Here is a 16,407-nt window from a genome sequence, read left to right as displayed (position 1 = left end):
CAATCGGTTCTATTTTGAATCGAAGAAAGGTGGTTTATAACTTGCATACATCCAACAAACGAAAGTCCAAAACATGGGCTGCGCTTCTTCTCAGTGGCACGCTCCTCTTCAGCCTGCATACACCAAGCTACGCGGCCGCAGAACAAAATGCACCATTGCCTAAGCCTTCATGGACATCATCTTCTCTCTCACTCACGCAAGTGAATACGGAGAAAGACGTTATCGTCAAAGAAGTGAACGCAGTACCTGCGAAAAATCTGGTGTATGTGCATTCTTCCCAGCCCGTGACCAAAACAAGCAGCAATACGAAGTTGGATTGGCAGCTGGATTCGCTTCAGGCGCTGGATGCCACGACCGGACAATTGAAATGGAACGTGATTTTCCATGAGAAAAGTGGGCCTTATACAACCTACTCCAATTCACTATATACCAGCAACGGCACAGCCTATGTATATATGGAATATTCAGATGGAACCAAAAAGGTATACTCGTTCAATACTTCAGGCAAAACCAACTGGGTCAAAAACGTGAGTAATTCATCATCCATGTACTTTCTGGACGACGATACGTTATTGATCGCTTCGAGCCCTGGTGTTCAATCGAACGGTTCCGTCCGTTCAGCCATCTCGCTGTATGACAAAAAGGGAAAACTGATTACGGAAAAAACAATCAACGGTGCTGTACTCAAAGCAGGCAGTGATCGAATCGTAGTTGATGCCAGCAAACAAACCAAAGTGGGCAGCTTCTGGCAGCCTGCCGCTAACCCCAAAGTGGAGATTTACGATCGTACGCTGAATCGTCTTTCCTTCTACCAGTTCCCGAGCAATGCCAACACTCTGGGAGACGGCGGCGGTGAATCGCTGGCCATTCTGGAAGATGGCTCCGTGATCATGCGTGCCAATTTTGCGAACACGGGTAACAAGCTGATGGGCTTTGGCACCGATGGCAAACTCGCCTGGGGCCGTGCTATTGCCGGTGATGCCTATGTTCAGACCGCAGGCAACAGTTATACCCTGTTTACAGGCCAAAAGCTGGAGCTGTACACCATGAAAGGCAAAGTGACCGAACGCACATTTAAGGAAGAGCAGCCTATTCTCATGCAGGTTGATCGTACACAGGACGGGCAATACAAACTTGATTTCGCTAAAAAGGGTTATATTCTCGATCCGCAAACATTGGATACGGTACATGAATATGAGTTTGCATCCTCTCCTGGATTGCTCGATGGATATTCAACGTACAACGATCATATTATCTATCAGATCAATGAAGATGCATTATCCAAGTATGTATTGAAGACAGCCTCAGCTAAATAGTAAATGGAGCGCTCTGGTTGACCGACTAACGGTTAACAGGGCGCTCTGTTATTTCACACAACGATGAGAGTTCCCTCCCTTTTATCCTCTCTGCGCAAACTGGTATAATAGTATCGTTCACTTTTTCACCCTACTCTTGATTGGCAAGGAGCGTAGCCCTCCCATGATTATTCAATTCATTCGATACAGATAACTTAGGGCATAACATAAACCTCTTTTTTTTCAAAATGTCTGATAGAGGTTTATTTGTTATGCCCTTTTCTTCAGTTATCCATATCTGAATGAATGGGGTGCTATTCCATGTCAATCCAACGCAGAGAACGTAGTGCTGCGCTTATTTATCCATACATCCATATGCTTAAATGTCCCGTCTGTCATCACACAATGAAAACGATTAGTCGGGACAATATTCAATGTAGTTACGGGCATTCGTTTGATTTGGCAAGACAAGGCTATATCAATTTCATGACACGTTTTTTCAAGGGAAACTATGACAAACGTTTATTTACAGCCAAAAGGAATATTTTATCTCATACGGCTATCTATACGCCTCTGACCGATATCATTCGCCATTGGATTGAAGATTACTCCGATGGCAGCAGTCAGCCCTTGCATATTCTGGACGCAGGTGCAGGAGAAGGCTCTCTTTTGCAGCAGATTACACAGAATACTCCAGCTGTGGGCTGGGGGATCGACATCGCCAAAGAGGGTATTGCCATGGCTTCTTCTACCTACGACCAGCAAATCTGGTTTGTTGGTGATCTTGCTTATAGTCCTTTTGCTGAGGGGCAACTGGACGTGATCCTGAATATCCTCTCCCCTTCGAATTATGAAGAGTTCGGGCGAGTGATGAAGAAGGATGGCTGGATCATCAAAGTAATTCCCCGTGACCGATATCTAATGGAAATGAGAGAGCTTTTGTTTCGGGGCCGATCTCATCAATTAGACAGCAGAGAGTATGTATTGGACCGATTTACCAAGCATCATCATCTCATAGACAGCATTCCGCTAACATACACTCTGCCCGTATCGGAAATCATGATGAATTCACTCATTCATATGACACCACTCTCCTGGCACGGGACGGAATCAGCCATAGCCAGCGTTCAAGAGTCCTTATCTCAGATTACGATTGATTTAGAAATACTGGTGGGAAAAGGAGATAAGTTCTGAAGCCATTGAGATAGCATTCTCTTAATCATTGAACAATCAAAAAAAAAGCCGGGGAAGTTCCTGTTGGAACTCTCCCGGCTTTTTCAATAAGATCTGATGCAAATGGGTCTATTGTAAATGAAATTAATTATTCCAGTTTTCTTCAATAAATTCATCCCGTCCGGATTCCGCACGATCTTCTTTGTAATGTTTCTCATTTTTCTTGTGGTAATCCTGATGGTAATCTTCTGCCGGATAGAACACAACTGCATCCCGAATCTCCGTCACAATCGGTTGATTGAATCGTCCGCTTGCTGCCAGCTCCTGCTTGGACTGCTCTGCGAGCTCGCGTTGACGTTCATTATGGACAAAGATGCCTGTACGGTACTGACTTCCACGATCCTGAAATTGCCCTCCATCATCGGTTGGGTCCGTCTGGGGCCAGTATAGCTCCAGTAGACGTTCATACGGAAATACCTCTGGATCAAATGTAATTTCAACGACCTCGACATGACCCGTCTCCCCGGTTTTGACCTGCTCATATGTTGGATTATCGACGTGACCGCCGGTATAGCCTGATACAATACCATGAATGCCTGGTTGCTCTTCAAATGGTGTAACCATACACCAGAAGCATCCGCCGGCAAATGTAGCTTTTTCCATGCAAACTCATCCCTTTCTGTTGTACCTATATCTTAAAACAAAAAGAGGTTGATGGAAAGCCACGTCCGTGGACTTCCATCAACCTCTTCAGAAACATCTGTTATATTAACAGTTATTCAAACTGCTTGTTGCCGACTAACTGTTAATTCAAGATCTTGAATTCGTTACCCGCGGCTTCGACCCATAGAACGGAAGATCAAGCTCACGATCGCTACAAGTACGATGGCACCGATTAATGCCGGTACTATGTAGAATCCGCCCATTTCTGGACCCATGTCTCCCAGGATCACTCCACCTAACCATCCACCGATAAAACCGGCAATGATGTTACCGATAACGCCGCCGGGAATGTCACGACCAACAATCAGACCTGCCAACCATCCAATGATACCACCGATAATTAATGACCATAACCAACCCATATCATTCACCTCTAATTAAAGTTTTTGTTGTTGTCTGTCTACTATTAACCGCTACAGAAGCATTTAAACAATTGGCATGAAAATTGTTGTATATTCCCTTTTGTTCATATGCCCTTTTCTCTGTTTAACAGCCTATAACAAGGCATTATAAACAGAGTGCGTAACTTCCGGGCATCTTACACAGTTCAAGACTGCGTTATGTACCTCCCGAAAGTCATTGTATGTTGATTCAGACAGCCTTAGTATAACCAATTGAGGTGAGAATATTTTTGGTCTATTTTAAAAAGTTAGCGTACATCAAAACAGCCGTTCCGGTTACGAATCGTTCTTCCGATCGCTGTTATCCCCGGATTTTTTTGTATTCCCTTTATAGAAGGGAAAATCCGTTGATAAAGGCAAGATAATGCTTACGAAGTAGCTTTCTTGCAGAAATCTTTTAGCTTCGCTTCTTCAGAATCGCTTTCGTCCCCTCCACTACATCGTCCTCATCTGTCCAAGAATTTTTAAGATCTCCAAAATATTTAGGTATTAATAAAAACCTGCACGCCCCTTGCCTGGCTGGGTCAGCCAGTTATGCTTATGACTCTTGTCCAGCTCTCCTCGCATTGACTGAATGATCTGCACAATGTCCGTCCGGCCATTCTGGTGCCATTCCAGCGCTGCGCTGACATACAGCTCTCCAAGCTGGGCAAGAGAAAAGGTATCCGTTAATCGTGCAGCTTCCAGCGTACCTTCTTCCCCTGCAAAGACAGCAAAGCCGCGTTGATTTAAATATTGCAGGCGCAGTCCTTCGTCCGGTAGCGGTATTTCATAAGCCCGATCAAACCGACCGGCACGGTTCATGAGCCCTGGGTCTATTTTCTCCGGATAATTCGTGGTGCCAATTAGGAAGATGCCCTCTTTAGACGTTGCCCCATCCAACGTATTCAGGAAAAAGGATCGCACTTCATCCGGCATGGAATCGATATCCTCAATAATCAGTACCATGGGAGCCAAACGTTTGGCTGCTTCGAACACTTCACGCACCGATTCACTGTTTGTGTATTCGGTAATTTGCCAATATGCTGCTGGCCCCGGAATGCTTCCTGCAATGGATTTCACGAGGGTCGTTTTTCCGTTTCCAGGATGGCCGTACAGCAGGATGCCACGTTTGTATGGAATATCATAGTCTCGGTAAAAAGAGCGATCCGCCTCGAAAAACTGGTCCAACGAACGGAAAATATCCTGTTTAATTTGCGGAGAAAGCACGACCTCATCCCGCCCCACAGAGCGGGTAATGGATTCCACATGACGATCACTGCCATTGCGGGCATCCGTGTACACCGTGACTTTTTTCATATTTTGCTGCCGTTCCCGTTCCCTTACACTGCCCAGAAATTGCTTCAATTCCTCTTCTCCTGTAGCAAAAACAAAATCCTCATTGTATATCCCATTCTCCCGGAAGAAAGGAATGCGGACGAGAGCTACGCCCCACTGGGGATAGGCAAATACATTGTTGCGAATCGAATAATGCACCCCATAGGTTGGTGCATCGCCATCATCCTCATAATGCAGTGTACGTAGCTCCAGATCTTCGAAGATCCGGGCAACCAATTCCACTTCCGTGCTGTTGCTTTGCAGATCTTCTTTTAGCAGATCCCAGTATTCACTGTTTGGATCATCGCTGGCATAGAGTTTATAATGAACGCCGTATCGATCGCCCAGCGCTTCAGTGATGCCGCGAATCAAACGGGCATATATGGCATAGCCTTCGTTTCGAATTTGACTGTCTTGTTGCTCTTCGTAGGAATAGATGACTCTATTATGATTCAATTGTTCTTTATCTATGGTCATTACTTAGCTCCCTTCACAGCGGCAAGTGGTTTGCATTTGGCTACAACTTGAGCCAGACCTGCGCCGGTAACACTATCAATAATTTCATCGACATTTTTATAAGCTTGCGGTGATTCATCAATAATCGATTCAAGTGAACGCTGGTTCACCACAATCTCATCTTCAGTTCCCACACCCAGCGCCGAGGCAAAATCCTCCACGGTAACCAGGCGCTTTGTAGCTGTACGCGAACGAATGCGTCCTGCCCCATGACAAATCGAATAATAGTTATCCTTCCCCTCGGGTTGACCTACCATGATATATGAAGCAGTCCCCATTGAACCGGGAATAAGCGCCGGATGACCTGTTGCCAGATATGGCTTCGGATTATCGGGATGACCGGCAGGTAATGCACGTGTAGCTCCTTTGCGGTGTACAAAGACAGAGCCCTGATCCAGGTGGGATTCCTCCCATGCATAGTTGTGCATCAAATCATAGAGGGTACGGAATTCGCATTTTGGACCAAACACATCCCGAAAAGCTTCGCGAATTGCATATGCAATCAGATGTCGATTCACCACAGCATAATTCAGCGCAGAATACATCATATTCACGTAATGGCGACCTTCCGCATGTTCAAGCGGAGCAAAAACCAGTCTTGGATCGGATGTCCCCAGACCATTTCGCTGCATCACTTTCGCAATGGCTGATGAACTGGTTTGGCTTACATACCCGCCCCAGGCCCGGGAGCCGGAATGAATCATGACAACAATTTGTCCATCGTACAGACCCCAGGCTTCCGCAATCTCCCGATTTTCCTCCGCAATCTCAATCGCTTGAATCTCGGCAAAATGATTGCCTCCACCCAAAGTTCCTAACTGGCGATGAGCCCGATGCCAAGTCATATCCGGTACCAGATTCAGCACTTCCTCATCAAAGGCAAATTTGCTGCTCTCTACATGAGTAATGGAAGTTGATTTTTTGGGTGTATAGCTGTCCGGGATATATTTTTTGGGTAATCCATGCAGACCCTTTCGCACAATATGCTCCAAACGAATGTCCGAGTAATGACCGCGCTGATTTGCCTCCATCGGCAGCACTTTCTCAATGGCTTTTACGAGTTTACGGCGCAGCTTCACGTCTTTCAGGTCGTCCTTATGCAAATTGGTCATATGTACCCGCATACCACAGCCGATATCACTGCCTACGATGGATGGAGATACATAACCACTCTTGGCATCCCATACGGCTGTTGTGCCAATGCAGGTACCTACACCGACATGTACGTCAGGCGTATAGCTCATATAGGAAATTCCCGGGATTTGAAGATTGTTGTTCGCCATCTCGAACACCTTATAGTCCAATGACGAGAACAGCTGTTGTGCCGCATATACCGTTAAATCACCAGCAGGCAATTTGACTTCATGTCGGTAGCCTCCTGTGAGTTCATTTTGACTCGTAAATAAATTAGGTTGTGTATTCATAAATGTTTATTATTCCTTCCTGTACGTTCAGCTATTTCGGTTCACTTTCAAAAATGAACCTAACGTTATTCCGAATTCCATATCCATCTTCAGTACAACAAAAAAAGAAGCCACGGACAGTTCGCCCGTGACTTCTTCATGACAATAACAGAAAACAAAATCAGCATGAACATGCCGCGTCTGTTCTCCATTGCAATATACGCCGAGAGTAGCATATCGATTAATAACGTTCCAAGGATAAACGATATGCATCTTCCCCTATGTCGCCCGTATGAGGCCAAAGAGACGATGAACTGGATATACAATTGTGTCTGTGCTTCGTAGTGTCTTTGTGGATTTCAAATCATAACCAACCATCATATCTCTCGGCCTCCCTTCATCAATATTATGTTTATATTAAGCGGACTCGTTTCGATGTGTCAACCCTTTTCTTGGAAAATTCCCTATTTTGCATATGCATTAGATTAAACTTCGTGCTAATAACTTATATAAAAAAAGCAGAGTCTGTAAGGAACAGACCCTGCTTACTCAAGCATATTATGAGATTAGATATCGATTATTGATGGTACATGTTTTGACAGATTTGACTTTGCATCTTATCATTTCCCTGCTTGTTTTTCCAATTCTTCCACAGGATTTTCATCTTCTTTTTCAGGCACCTTGGAAGACAGGAACCAACCGCATACTGCAATCGTAATCAGCACAATGTAGAAACCAAATTTCCAAATTTTATTTTCCGGGAAATGCTCATCCAGAACACCCAGTGAAGGATGTGCAAGTGTAATAACAGCCAACTTAACCCCAACCCAGCCAACGATAACAAAGGCTGCAACTTCAAGCCCTGGACGGGAATGAAGCAGTTTAACGAAGAAGGAAGCCGCAAATCTCATGATGACGAGGCCGATAAATCCGCCGAGGAAGATGACGATAAACTGTCCACCGTCAAGTCCGCCGATCGGAGGCAGACCACTTGGTGGCAATGCAACAGCCAGCGCCACAGCTGCGAGAATAGAATCGACCGCGAAAGCGATATCTGCCACTTCCACCTTGAATACAGTCATCCAGAAGCCAGATTGTTTTTTTGGTTTTTTTGGAGCGGAGTCAGCCGCTTCATCTGTTTTGTTTCGGCTACCCAATACCTTTTTGACAATGTGGTTAATGGAGATGTACAACAGGTACAGGGCACCAATCGCTTGGACCTGCCATACGTCCACGAGGAACGAGATCAGGAACAGTGACCCCAATCGGAAAATGAACGCCCCCATTAAACCATAAAACAACGCCTTTTTGCGTTTATCATCAGGTAAATGCTTAACCATAATGGCAAGAACCAATGCATTATCCGCGGCAAGTAACCCCTCCAGGACTACTAAGACGACTAGAACCCACCCATACTCCAATAATAATGACAAATCCAAAATTGACTCCTCCTTAGTATCCTTATGATGTACAAAAAAAAGGACCTCTACCATTACTGGTAAGGTCCTTTTTATTCACAAAAAGAGACCTTTACCCAGTATGAAAACTTGGTAAAGGTCTCGCTAACAACAAAATTGCTGCCAATAAAGCCGGGGATGTAATCCCGAACTGACGACTTTACTGTGAAAGCTACTCCCCTTTAACATCAGGAATATTTAGTTTTAAGTTGAAACAGGTTCAATAATCTGTTCTCATCATATTCATAACGATAAGCAAAGTCAAGCTTTATTTGACTGACCTCGGTCCAGCTTGCGAAAGACCAGCAAATCATAGATGAAATTACCCAGTGGGATAAACGAGACAAAAAATAAAGCAATTGGACGACGCAAACGCCATTTTTGCGTGGTATACAGACTCACCATAAGTAATAAATACATCAGAAATAAAAAGCCATAGATGTTGCCAAACCACGTGACTGCCTTTGGCATGATCCCAGATTCCCTTAATGGAAAAGCAACAAATAACAAAAGCACATATGAAAGCCCCTGCAACCACAACAGCAGTCGAAAGCGGCTGAGTGTTGAATGTAACATTTTTTTCCTCCTGCTTCTAAATACGCGCAACGATTTCATTGCATCCCGTACAGTATATCACAAAAACGAAATTTACCCTCACGCGCAGTTCTACAGGAGCCAAATCCATCCGATGCACATAGGATATATGACCAAGATAGATTGTTGCGAATATGGACAAGGAGGAACCTGTTGATGAAGATAGCCCTGATAGCGCCTGAAAAATTGCCAGTCCCAGGTAACGGATCAGTCGAAATCTGCATCCTCGGCATTGCTCGTGAACTTGCTCTCCGTCACCAGGTAACGATCATAAGCCGTCAGATGCCCGGCCTTGCCATTACAGAGCAAATAGATGGCATAGCGATCCGTCGTGTACCAGCAACCAGCCCCAGCGAGTATACAAGGGCAGTGATCCGTTTTCTGAAAATCCAACCCTTCGATCTTATTCAGGTAGACAACAGACCTCATAGTATGGCTGCAATTAAACGCGCTTTCCCTACGTTGCCTGTGGTGCTCTATCTTCACTCGTTAACCTTTGCACAACCAGGACCTGCAAGATTAGCGCTGTTAAAAAAAGCGAACTGGATTGCCGTCAATAGTCAATCCCTCAGACAAAGGCTGGGTCTCCGATTCCCATCCTTAAAACGACGGATGGGTGTTGTACCACTTGGCGTGGACCTAAGCCGTTTTTTGCCTGCAGCTAAAGAAGAGCAGCAGCTTCTGCGGAAGCAGTTCGGTATTACAGGGCCATTCTCCATTCTGTATGTAGGCCGACTAATTCCCGGCAAAGGTGTGGATGTACTGATTCGTGCCGTAGCTCTTATTCAGCAGCAGGTAGCCGTGCAACTGATCATTGCAGGTAAAGGACCTCCAGTTTACGTCCGCAAGCTGCGACAGCTTGCCCGAAATTTAAAGGTTGATGCCACCTTCCGAGGTCAGATCGCCCATGAACGTATTGACCGTTTGTACAGTGCTGTGGACTGCCTAGTGTGTCCTTCCCAACAACATGAGGCCTTCGGGCTGGTTAATGTTGAAGCTATGGCTTCAGGACTACCCGTCATTGCTTCAGACAATGGAGGCATTCGTGAAATCATTGAATCGGGGAGTAATGGATACCTTGTGAGACAGTATCACAACCCCCGAAGTTTCGCTGCTTACCTGTCTAAACTGGCAGACAATCCTTCTCTCGCTCGTTCGCTTGGAGAAGCTGGCCGTGCCAGTGCGGTTGAACAGTTCAGTTGGGCCCGGACAGCCATGCATCTTGAAGCAGGCTATACAAGACTCATCCGCGGATAAATCTTGTTACACCTGTGCTTTTGTCAGGCTTTTTCACGTGACTGCCAGTCTGCAATAAAACTATCCATATGCGGAACAGGAACATACATCATTTCAATTAACTCCACAATAATCATATCTTTCATGGCAAACCTCACTTTAGCGCAGGTTTGTTGGCGGAAAGCATCATAGATTCCCGATCCTGTCCAGCAGCCATGAGGAGCAAGCAGCGGATTATTAACAATATATCCAACCGTCCCAATGGGGGGAACCACTACCTTGATGGCTCGAGAGTCTACCCGATTGTCAGGGTCTTTGACCAGAAACAGGATATCGCCTACGTTTAAAGCTTCTACACCATGATAATGCTCCATTCCATACATGGCTGCAAATAATTTGGTACTCATCACAAAAGCTCCTTTTACACATTTTTTTTAAATTTAGATCGATTAAAATTATTGATCTTCCTCATAATGCTTCATCCACTCTATGAGTTGTTTACGAATTTCTTTACGATATTCGCGGGGTTCAAGGACCTCCGCTTCGGGGCCAAATTGATATAACCATTTCAGGAATTCACGACTACTGTTCAGCGTTACTTCAAATAACAATCCGCCATCAGGCGTATCCGTCATTCGTGGACGAACAAACATTTCTTCTTCTTTTATGTAGGGGGCCACTTTCTCAGTGAATCTTACTTTGAAATGGATAAGTTTATCCCCACGATCAATAGACCATGTGTTTTTCATGAACTGCGTTATGTTGAAATCACCCATAACAAAATGGGTATTGGTCTGTATAACGTCCAGAAAGCGACTGATCCGAAACAAACGGACTTTCTGCAGCAAGTGGCAATAACCAATCAAGTAGAAACGCTGATCGCGCGGAATGAGGTAATAGGGGTCAATGTCGCGGACCGTTATTTCATTTTTCGTAAGCGTGTGATATTGGGTTCGAATCGTTTGTTGATCCAGAATGGCTTCAATGACTGGAATAAGCAAGTTGGGATACTTCCCTTCTTCCCGGTATGCAGGTGTACCCATACGAATAATGCCTGCAATATTTTCTACAATGTCACTGTTTCTCGATTTCATTTTCGTATGGGCTGTCATCACCTTGTCAAAGGCTGAATCAAATTCAGCCGGGAGTTGCGAAGTATCCACCACGGATGGAAGCATGGAGAATACTATCGCTTCCTGTTCGGTAAAATCCAAAGGATACATGGCAAATTCACCAATGAACCGATACCCCTTGCCATAACCTTCATTCATGATAGGGGCAACCCTGTCCAAAATTCGGAGATCGCGATAAATCGTGCGCACAGTTGTACCGCATTTCAACGCCAATTCTTTGGCGGAAATTCCGGGATTCGCTTGTATAGCCTGAAGTATACGCAGAAGACGAATTAATTTCTCTGTCATGTAGTTTCTCCCCTTCGATATTTTATCGGCAAGGAAAACTAGTTCCTTTAGTCCGGTACTAAATCTTTAGTCCTAAACTTATTTTCGCATTTTCACCTTAGGTATATAGTTCAATCGCACTTATTCGGCTTATTAAATATACATTCTCTTACTTGCTTGCGTAAAATATTTACCTCAAGTCCTTATACCTACGCCTGATAGCCTATTTAGCATTCAAAAAAAAATAAAAAAAGTCTTGTCTCTTTGACCAGAGACAAGACTTTTTCACTTGTTTATTTGTGCAATTGCAATAATTTAGTCAGCACATTGACCATATGATCGCACAGATCAGGGATATCTCCCATCTGATCTTCATTCACACTGCGGTCAAAATGTACTTCAGCTGTGACAGCGTAAGTTGCTGGCTGATCTTCAAATATATAATGAATATGCTGCAATTTTCGTTGTTCTGGCCAGCTCTCTTGTAATATGGAGCTAATCGCAGGACATTGAGTCTCAGGCTCCTTAACAACCATTCTGAACCGCAGCCGTAAACGGCAACCTGATAGACCACCTGGTGTCTCCAGAATCTCAGCCGCGAGATCCTCAAGCGATGTGTTCAGTACCACTTCGCCTGTTAAGTCAGGGCAATCTCGCAGGCAGAATTGCAGCACCAACTCTCTGGACATACGGGCCAACTCAAGCTGATCCTTCCGATCCGTTATGGAAATAAGTTCATCCAAATTATCGAGATCATATAGGTAATTTTCGAAGCCTACTTTTAAATTGTCATAAATCGTCGGATCAAACATGTTGTGAAACCTGCTTTCTTATGCAAATTATTCCAAAGTGAATTGTTGCTGCTCCGAATCATAGTATACTGTAACGCTGTTTCACGCAAACAGGCAACGTCATCATACCGAATAACGCGACTATGTGGCAATCTGTCATAAGTTAAAACGACATTCATTATCGCGCATCTCCTGCGACTCCACTTGGTCCATTTCCAATATAAAAAAGCCCGGTCGTGATGACCGGGCTTGGTTGAGATACAGAATAATAAATATTCTGACTCCCTATTCTTCTTTAGCTGGTTCTTCTGGTGCTGCCGGTGCTGCTTCATCAGCAGAAGCCGTAGGCTCTTCCTCAGCCGCTTGTGGCGGCATCACGGAAGCGATGATGGAATCCCCTGACGTCACCAGAGTCAGACCTTTATCGAGCTTGATATCTCCAGCTGTCAAACGATCACCAATTTCCAGTCCGCTAACATCCACCTCAATGGAGGTTGGCAGATCAGCCGGGAGTCCTTCGACCTCCAGTTGAGTTTCCTGTGTCTGGAACACACCGCCTGCCTTGGAGCCGGCTGCGGTACCTTGGAAGTCGATCGATACACTAACACTGATCGGCTTGTTCTTCGAGATTTGCAGGAAGTCCACGTGCAGCAGACGTCCGTTGCGTTCCTGCTGATCCTTGATCAGCACTGGAACCGTTTTGCCACCCTCAAGATTGAGGTTGAACATCTCGGAGCGACCTGTACGTGCTACTTTCAGCACTTCTTTTTCATCTACATGTATCGCGGCACCTTCTAATCCCGGGCCATAAACGACAGCCGGAACACGTCCGCCTTGTCTTAACAGGCGCAATGCTGCACCTTTCTTTTCAGTTCTTGGTGTTGCCGTAAGTTGAGCCATTTTTCCGTTGGATTTCATGATTGAACATCCTCCTTCAAGGGATCCTTACTTATATTTGTTAGGAAGCCGTAAGCTTCTCTCTTAGACCAGAATGGCCTTTTCGTGCGTGGCCGAATCTGGGGCCATATCTATATTTACCCCAATGAAAGACCATCTCAAACACTGACATGTACAGTTTTTTTATTTTTCGGGTGAAAATGGTTCTTTCTGATGAACAAAAAAGCGGTCGGAATACCTTCCGACCGCTTGTTAAGCCTATACTTTTCAACCTTTGTATGAAGTTATAACTTAGCCAGCTATGCGCTGTTACGATCATCCTCATCATCACTTTCACGGATAACCTGCATTTGATCCGACCCACTGTGAACGATAATGTGCACATCTCCGTCTTCAGGACCGATATCAACATAACGATCTCCGCAGGTATCTTTCGCTTCCCATTCATTCAACCGAATGATTAAGCCTAGATGATGCAGTCCTGCAGCCACCCGAAAACGGGCTTCTGCTGCATTACCCACTAGCTCAAAGGGGACAGCTCCATCCTCCATGCCTGTGCCCCATACCCAGACATCCCATCCCTCATAATGCTGATCTTCCCGTTCATATCGGAGAGTGACAATTCGCGAAATTGGTTTGTGGATTTTGACATTCAGAGATGCCTGAATCCCTCCAGCCTCTGCGATAATCTGGGCAGACCCTGGTGTTAAAGCACGCACAATTCCTGCTGTACTAACCACTGCATGGTCCACCTTAGACGAGCTCCACCGTATATTCATACCTTGCAGAGGCTGGCCGAATTGATCCAGAACCAAGGCGCGGAATCGACTGACACGTGTCGTGTACATTACAGATTCCCCAATAATTTCAATTCGTTCCGGATGGAGGTGATCAACCTGCAGCGTACACTCTGTGGTAATCGTGCCACATTGGGCGCTGATCGTTGCTTCCCCAATCTCCCCCATATGAATTGTCCCATCGGATTGAATCGCAATAATCTGTGGGTTCGAAGAGCTCCAGGTCACAGATGCATTCTCCACCACATTACCAAAACGGTCTCTGACTGATGCTCGCAAACCAGCAATCTCTCCGGCACTGTACACAAGACGCGGCGAATGAATCTCAATCACAGCCGGTTCAGTACCACCAGCATATTCCGTGTCGTACAGTACCATCAATGACCACCGTTCTACCATTGCGTTCCCGCTCACCGTCTCAATGAGGTCTGTACCTGCTTGGTGATCATTCACAACAATATGCCAGTCACCCTCCGGCAGACTCACTTGCTGCTGCTGACCCGTTCCGTTGTAAATTACCACGATCTGATTCCAAGTATCCTGATTCGCTCCGTGATCCAGTGTAAATGCAACCACATTTCCTTCTGCACGCATCATGCGAAGATGGTTACGTACCTGCTCGGCGTTAATCATGCGAAAGGCCGGATGTGTACGCCGCAGATGAATCAAGCCGCGATAATAGTCAAAAACAGGTCTGAATCGAGCTTTGTTAGCCCAAGTGATCGTATTCACGGCGTCCCCGCTGCGATAACTATTGTGATCTCCTGCTTTGGATCTCAGCATCTCATCTCCTGCATGAAGAAATGGAATACCCTGTGAGGTAAGCAAAATTCCTGTTGAGAGCAAGGAACGACGGACCATCTCATGATCAAGTACATCATCCGCATCGACATAACGATAAGGGTCCGCCGCTTTAACCGCCGATTCCGCACTGCCTCCTTCTACGGGCTGCCCGTCTCTCCATACCGGGTAACCGAGATCATGCCTGAGGTACATCGTTGTTGCGATTTTGTCCCATAAGTTGAGATTATCATGTGCCGTCACATAATTAACGGATTCCACCGGTGAAGATGTGAAATCATCCAGCGCTCCGGCTACACCCATGGCAATTTCGTACTCCCTACCGTCTGCTCCGGTAACAAAACCTTTGCCGATCCCATCACTATCCCCTTTGATGGCACTGCGGAAATGATCGTTAAATACAGCAAATCCCTGACCGCGTTGTGTTCCTTTTAACGTTTTCCGATCCAGAGGTGAATCTCCGCCTGTCCACGGCTCCCCGTAGATCAGAAAAGCCGGATCAATCTGTTCTCTTAGCTCGCGGGTCACTTCGTTCATCGTGTCTGTATCAATCAGACCCATGAGGTCGAAGCGAAACCCGTCCACATGATATTCCTCTGCCCAATACAGGAGAGAGTCCAAAATATATTTTCGCACCATGGGGCGCTCCGTAGCCAGTTCATTGCCTACACCCGAACCATTGCTCAATGTGCCGTCCTCACGGTAACGATAATAATAATTTGGTACAATCCGTTCAAAAGGTCCATCATCCACGCTGTACGTATGGTTATAAACCACATCAAGCACAACACGAATGCCTTGTCGGTGCAAGGAATGAATGAGAGCCTTGAATTCCCTGATTCGAACCGCAGGATCACGTGGATTGGTCGCATAGGAACCTTCCGGCACGTTATAGTGCTGTGGATCATAACCCCAGTTGTATGGCAATTTGGCATTCGAACCGACGTCTGCTGTCACTGCCAATTCATCAACCGTCTGATAATCCGCTACAGGCAGAAGATGCACATGTGTGATGCCGAGTTCGACAAGATGGTCTACTCCGATGGAATTGCCACCTCTGTCCGTCAACCCGGAAGCTGTAAATGCCAAATATTTGCCCTTATACGGAATATCGGCATGGGGGTCGGAGGAGAAGTCTCGCACATGTAATTCATATAGCACTGCATCTGCCGGACGCAGGAATACAGGCTTCACATCCTCTTCCCAATCCACTGGATTGGTTGTATCCAGGTCAATGATGGCTGTTCGCTGACCATTCACCGATACAGCACGAGCGTAAGGATCGGGTGCCACTGCAATATGCTGATCATCATGCGTAATGTGATACATATAATAATGTCCGGCCCAATCCCCTTCAAGCTGTACACTCCATATTCCATCCGGGTCACGGGTCATCGACCGTTTCTGTCCGTCATCATGTTCGGTTACTTTACCAGTTGCATCGTAATGTCCCTCATTATCAAAAATGAGTAACGAAACCTGCTGAGCTGTAGGTGCCCACAGCTTGAATGTGCTTGCTGTACGCGTATATGTTAAGCCAAGATCGTTGCCTTCATAACGAAAAGATGTCCATTCCGGCATCGTTCCCACCGCCTTTATATCCATT

At 45.7% G+C, this 16,407-nt stretch carries 14 protein-coding genes; 3 read left to right on the top strand and 11 right to left on the bottom strand.

Annotated elements, in window-relative coordinates; genetic code table 11:
- Positions 1-41: 41 nt before the first annotated feature.
- Together G3352_RS15105 and G3352_RS15100 are read left to right on the top strand one after the other, a co-directional pair.
- Positions 42-1,316: a hypothetical protein gene (locus tag G3352_RS15105; RefSeq protein WP_163757604.1), complete on the top strand. Its 1,275-nt coding sequence runs from the start codon at positions 42-44 to the stop codon at positions 1,314-1,316.
- A gap of 285 nt (positions 1,317-1,601) precedes the next feature.
- Positions 1,602-2,489 (top strand): putative RNA methyltransferase, encoded by an 888-nt coding sequence (locus G3352_RS15100; RefSeq protein ID WP_345940763.1) that lies wholly within the window; start codon positions 1,602-1,604, stop codon positions 2,487-2,489.
- A gap of 123 nt (positions 2,490-2,612) precedes the next feature.
- Here G3352_RS15100 and msrA read toward each other — a convergent pair whose 3' ends face one another.
- The 6 genes from msrA to G3352_RS15070 form a co-directional block, all read right to left on the bottom strand.
- A complete protein-coding gene (msrA, locus tag G3352_RS15095) occupies positions 2,613-3,131 on the bottom strand; it encodes a peptide-methionine (S)-S-oxide reductase MsrA (RefSeq protein ID WP_163757600.1) in 519 nt (172 codons plus the stop codon).
- A gap of 164 nt (positions 3,132-3,295) precedes the next feature.
- On the bottom strand, positions 3,296-3,553 hold the full coding sequence (locus tag G3352_RS15090) for a GlsB/YeaQ/YmgE family stress response membrane protein (protein WP_017686880.1): 258 nt from the start codon (positions 3,551-3,553) through the stop codon (positions 3,296-3,298).
- A gap of 528 nt (positions 3,554-4,081) precedes the next feature.
- On the bottom strand, positions 4,082-5,386 hold the full coding sequence (locus tag G3352_RS15085) for an AAA family ATPase (RefSeq protein ID WP_163757598.1): 1,305 nt from the start codon (positions 5,384-5,386) through the stop codon (positions 4,082-4,084).
- Positions 5,386-6,849, bottom strand: coding sequence for an RtcB family protein (locus G3352_RS15080; RefSeq protein ID WP_205524880.1), 1,464 nt, complete (start codon positions 6,847-6,849; stop codon positions 5,386-5,388). Before G3352_RS15080 ends, G3352_RS15085 begins: the two co-directional genes overlap by 1 nt.
- Positions 6,850-7,448: 599 nt before the next feature.
- Positions 7,449-8,267, bottom strand: coding sequence for a TerC family protein (locus G3352_RS15075; RefSeq protein ID WP_163757596.1), 819 nt, complete (start codon positions 8,265-8,267; stop codon positions 7,449-7,451).
- A gap of 279 nt (positions 8,268-8,546) precedes the next feature.
- Positions 8,547-8,861 (bottom strand): DUF3817 domain-containing protein, encoded by a 315-nt coding sequence (locus G3352_RS15070; protein WP_163757595.1) that lies wholly within the window; start codon positions 8,859-8,861, stop codon positions 8,547-8,549.
- 174 nt (positions 8,862-9,035) lie between these two features.
- Between G3352_RS15070 and G3352_RS15065 the strand changes: the two genes are divergently transcribed.
- On the top strand, positions 9,036-10,136 hold the full coding sequence (locus tag G3352_RS15065) for a glycosyltransferase family 4 protein (protein ID WP_163757593.1): 1,101 nt from the start codon (positions 9,036-9,038) through the stop codon (positions 10,134-10,136).
- A 23-nt stretch (positions 10,137-10,159) separates the two neighbouring features.
- On the opposite strand, the gene G3352_RS15060 is transcribed toward G3352_RS15065, so the two are convergent.
- From G3352_RS15060 to pulA, 5 genes are all read right to left on the bottom strand, one after another.
- Positions 10,160-10,522, bottom strand: coding sequence for an HIRAN domain-containing protein (locus G3352_RS15060; RefSeq protein ID WP_063566897.1), 363 nt, complete (start codon positions 10,520-10,522; stop codon positions 10,160-10,162).
- 48 nt (positions 10,523-10,570) lie between these two features.
- Positions 10,571-11,536: a helix-turn-helix transcriptional regulator gene (locus tag G3352_RS15055; RefSeq protein ID WP_163757591.1), complete on the bottom strand. Its 966-nt coding sequence runs from the start codon at positions 11,534-11,536 to the stop codon at positions 10,571-10,573.
- Positions 11,537-11,808: 272 nt separating this feature from the next.
- Complete coding sequence (locus G3352_RS15050; protein WP_163757590.1) at positions 11,809-12,327, bottom strand: hypothetical protein; 519 nt, start codon at positions 12,325-12,327, stop codon at positions 11,809-11,811.
- 264 nt (positions 12,328-12,591) lie between these two features.
- Positions 12,592-13,224 (bottom strand): 50S ribosomal protein L25, encoded by a 633-nt coding sequence (locus tag G3352_RS15045; protein ID WP_076287804.1) that lies wholly within the window; start codon positions 13,222-13,224, stop codon positions 12,592-12,594.
- 278 nt (positions 13,225-13,502) lie between these two features.
- Entirely contained in the window at positions 13,503-16,382 is a 2,880-nt protein-coding gene (pulA, locus tag G3352_RS15040; protein WP_163757588.1) for a type I pullulanase, read from the bottom strand.
- Between the last annotated feature and the right edge of the window lie 25 nt (positions 16,383-16,407).

The sequence above is a fragment of the Paenibacillus sp. ALJ109b genome, assembly GCF_010747435.1.
Taxonomy (GTDB): Bacteria; Bacillota; Bacilli; order Paenibacillales; family Paenibacillaceae; genus Paenibacillus; species Paenibacillus taichungensis.
The sequence above is the reverse complement of the archived record's forward strand: the minus strand, read 5'-3'. Positions and strand labels throughout refer to the sequence as shown.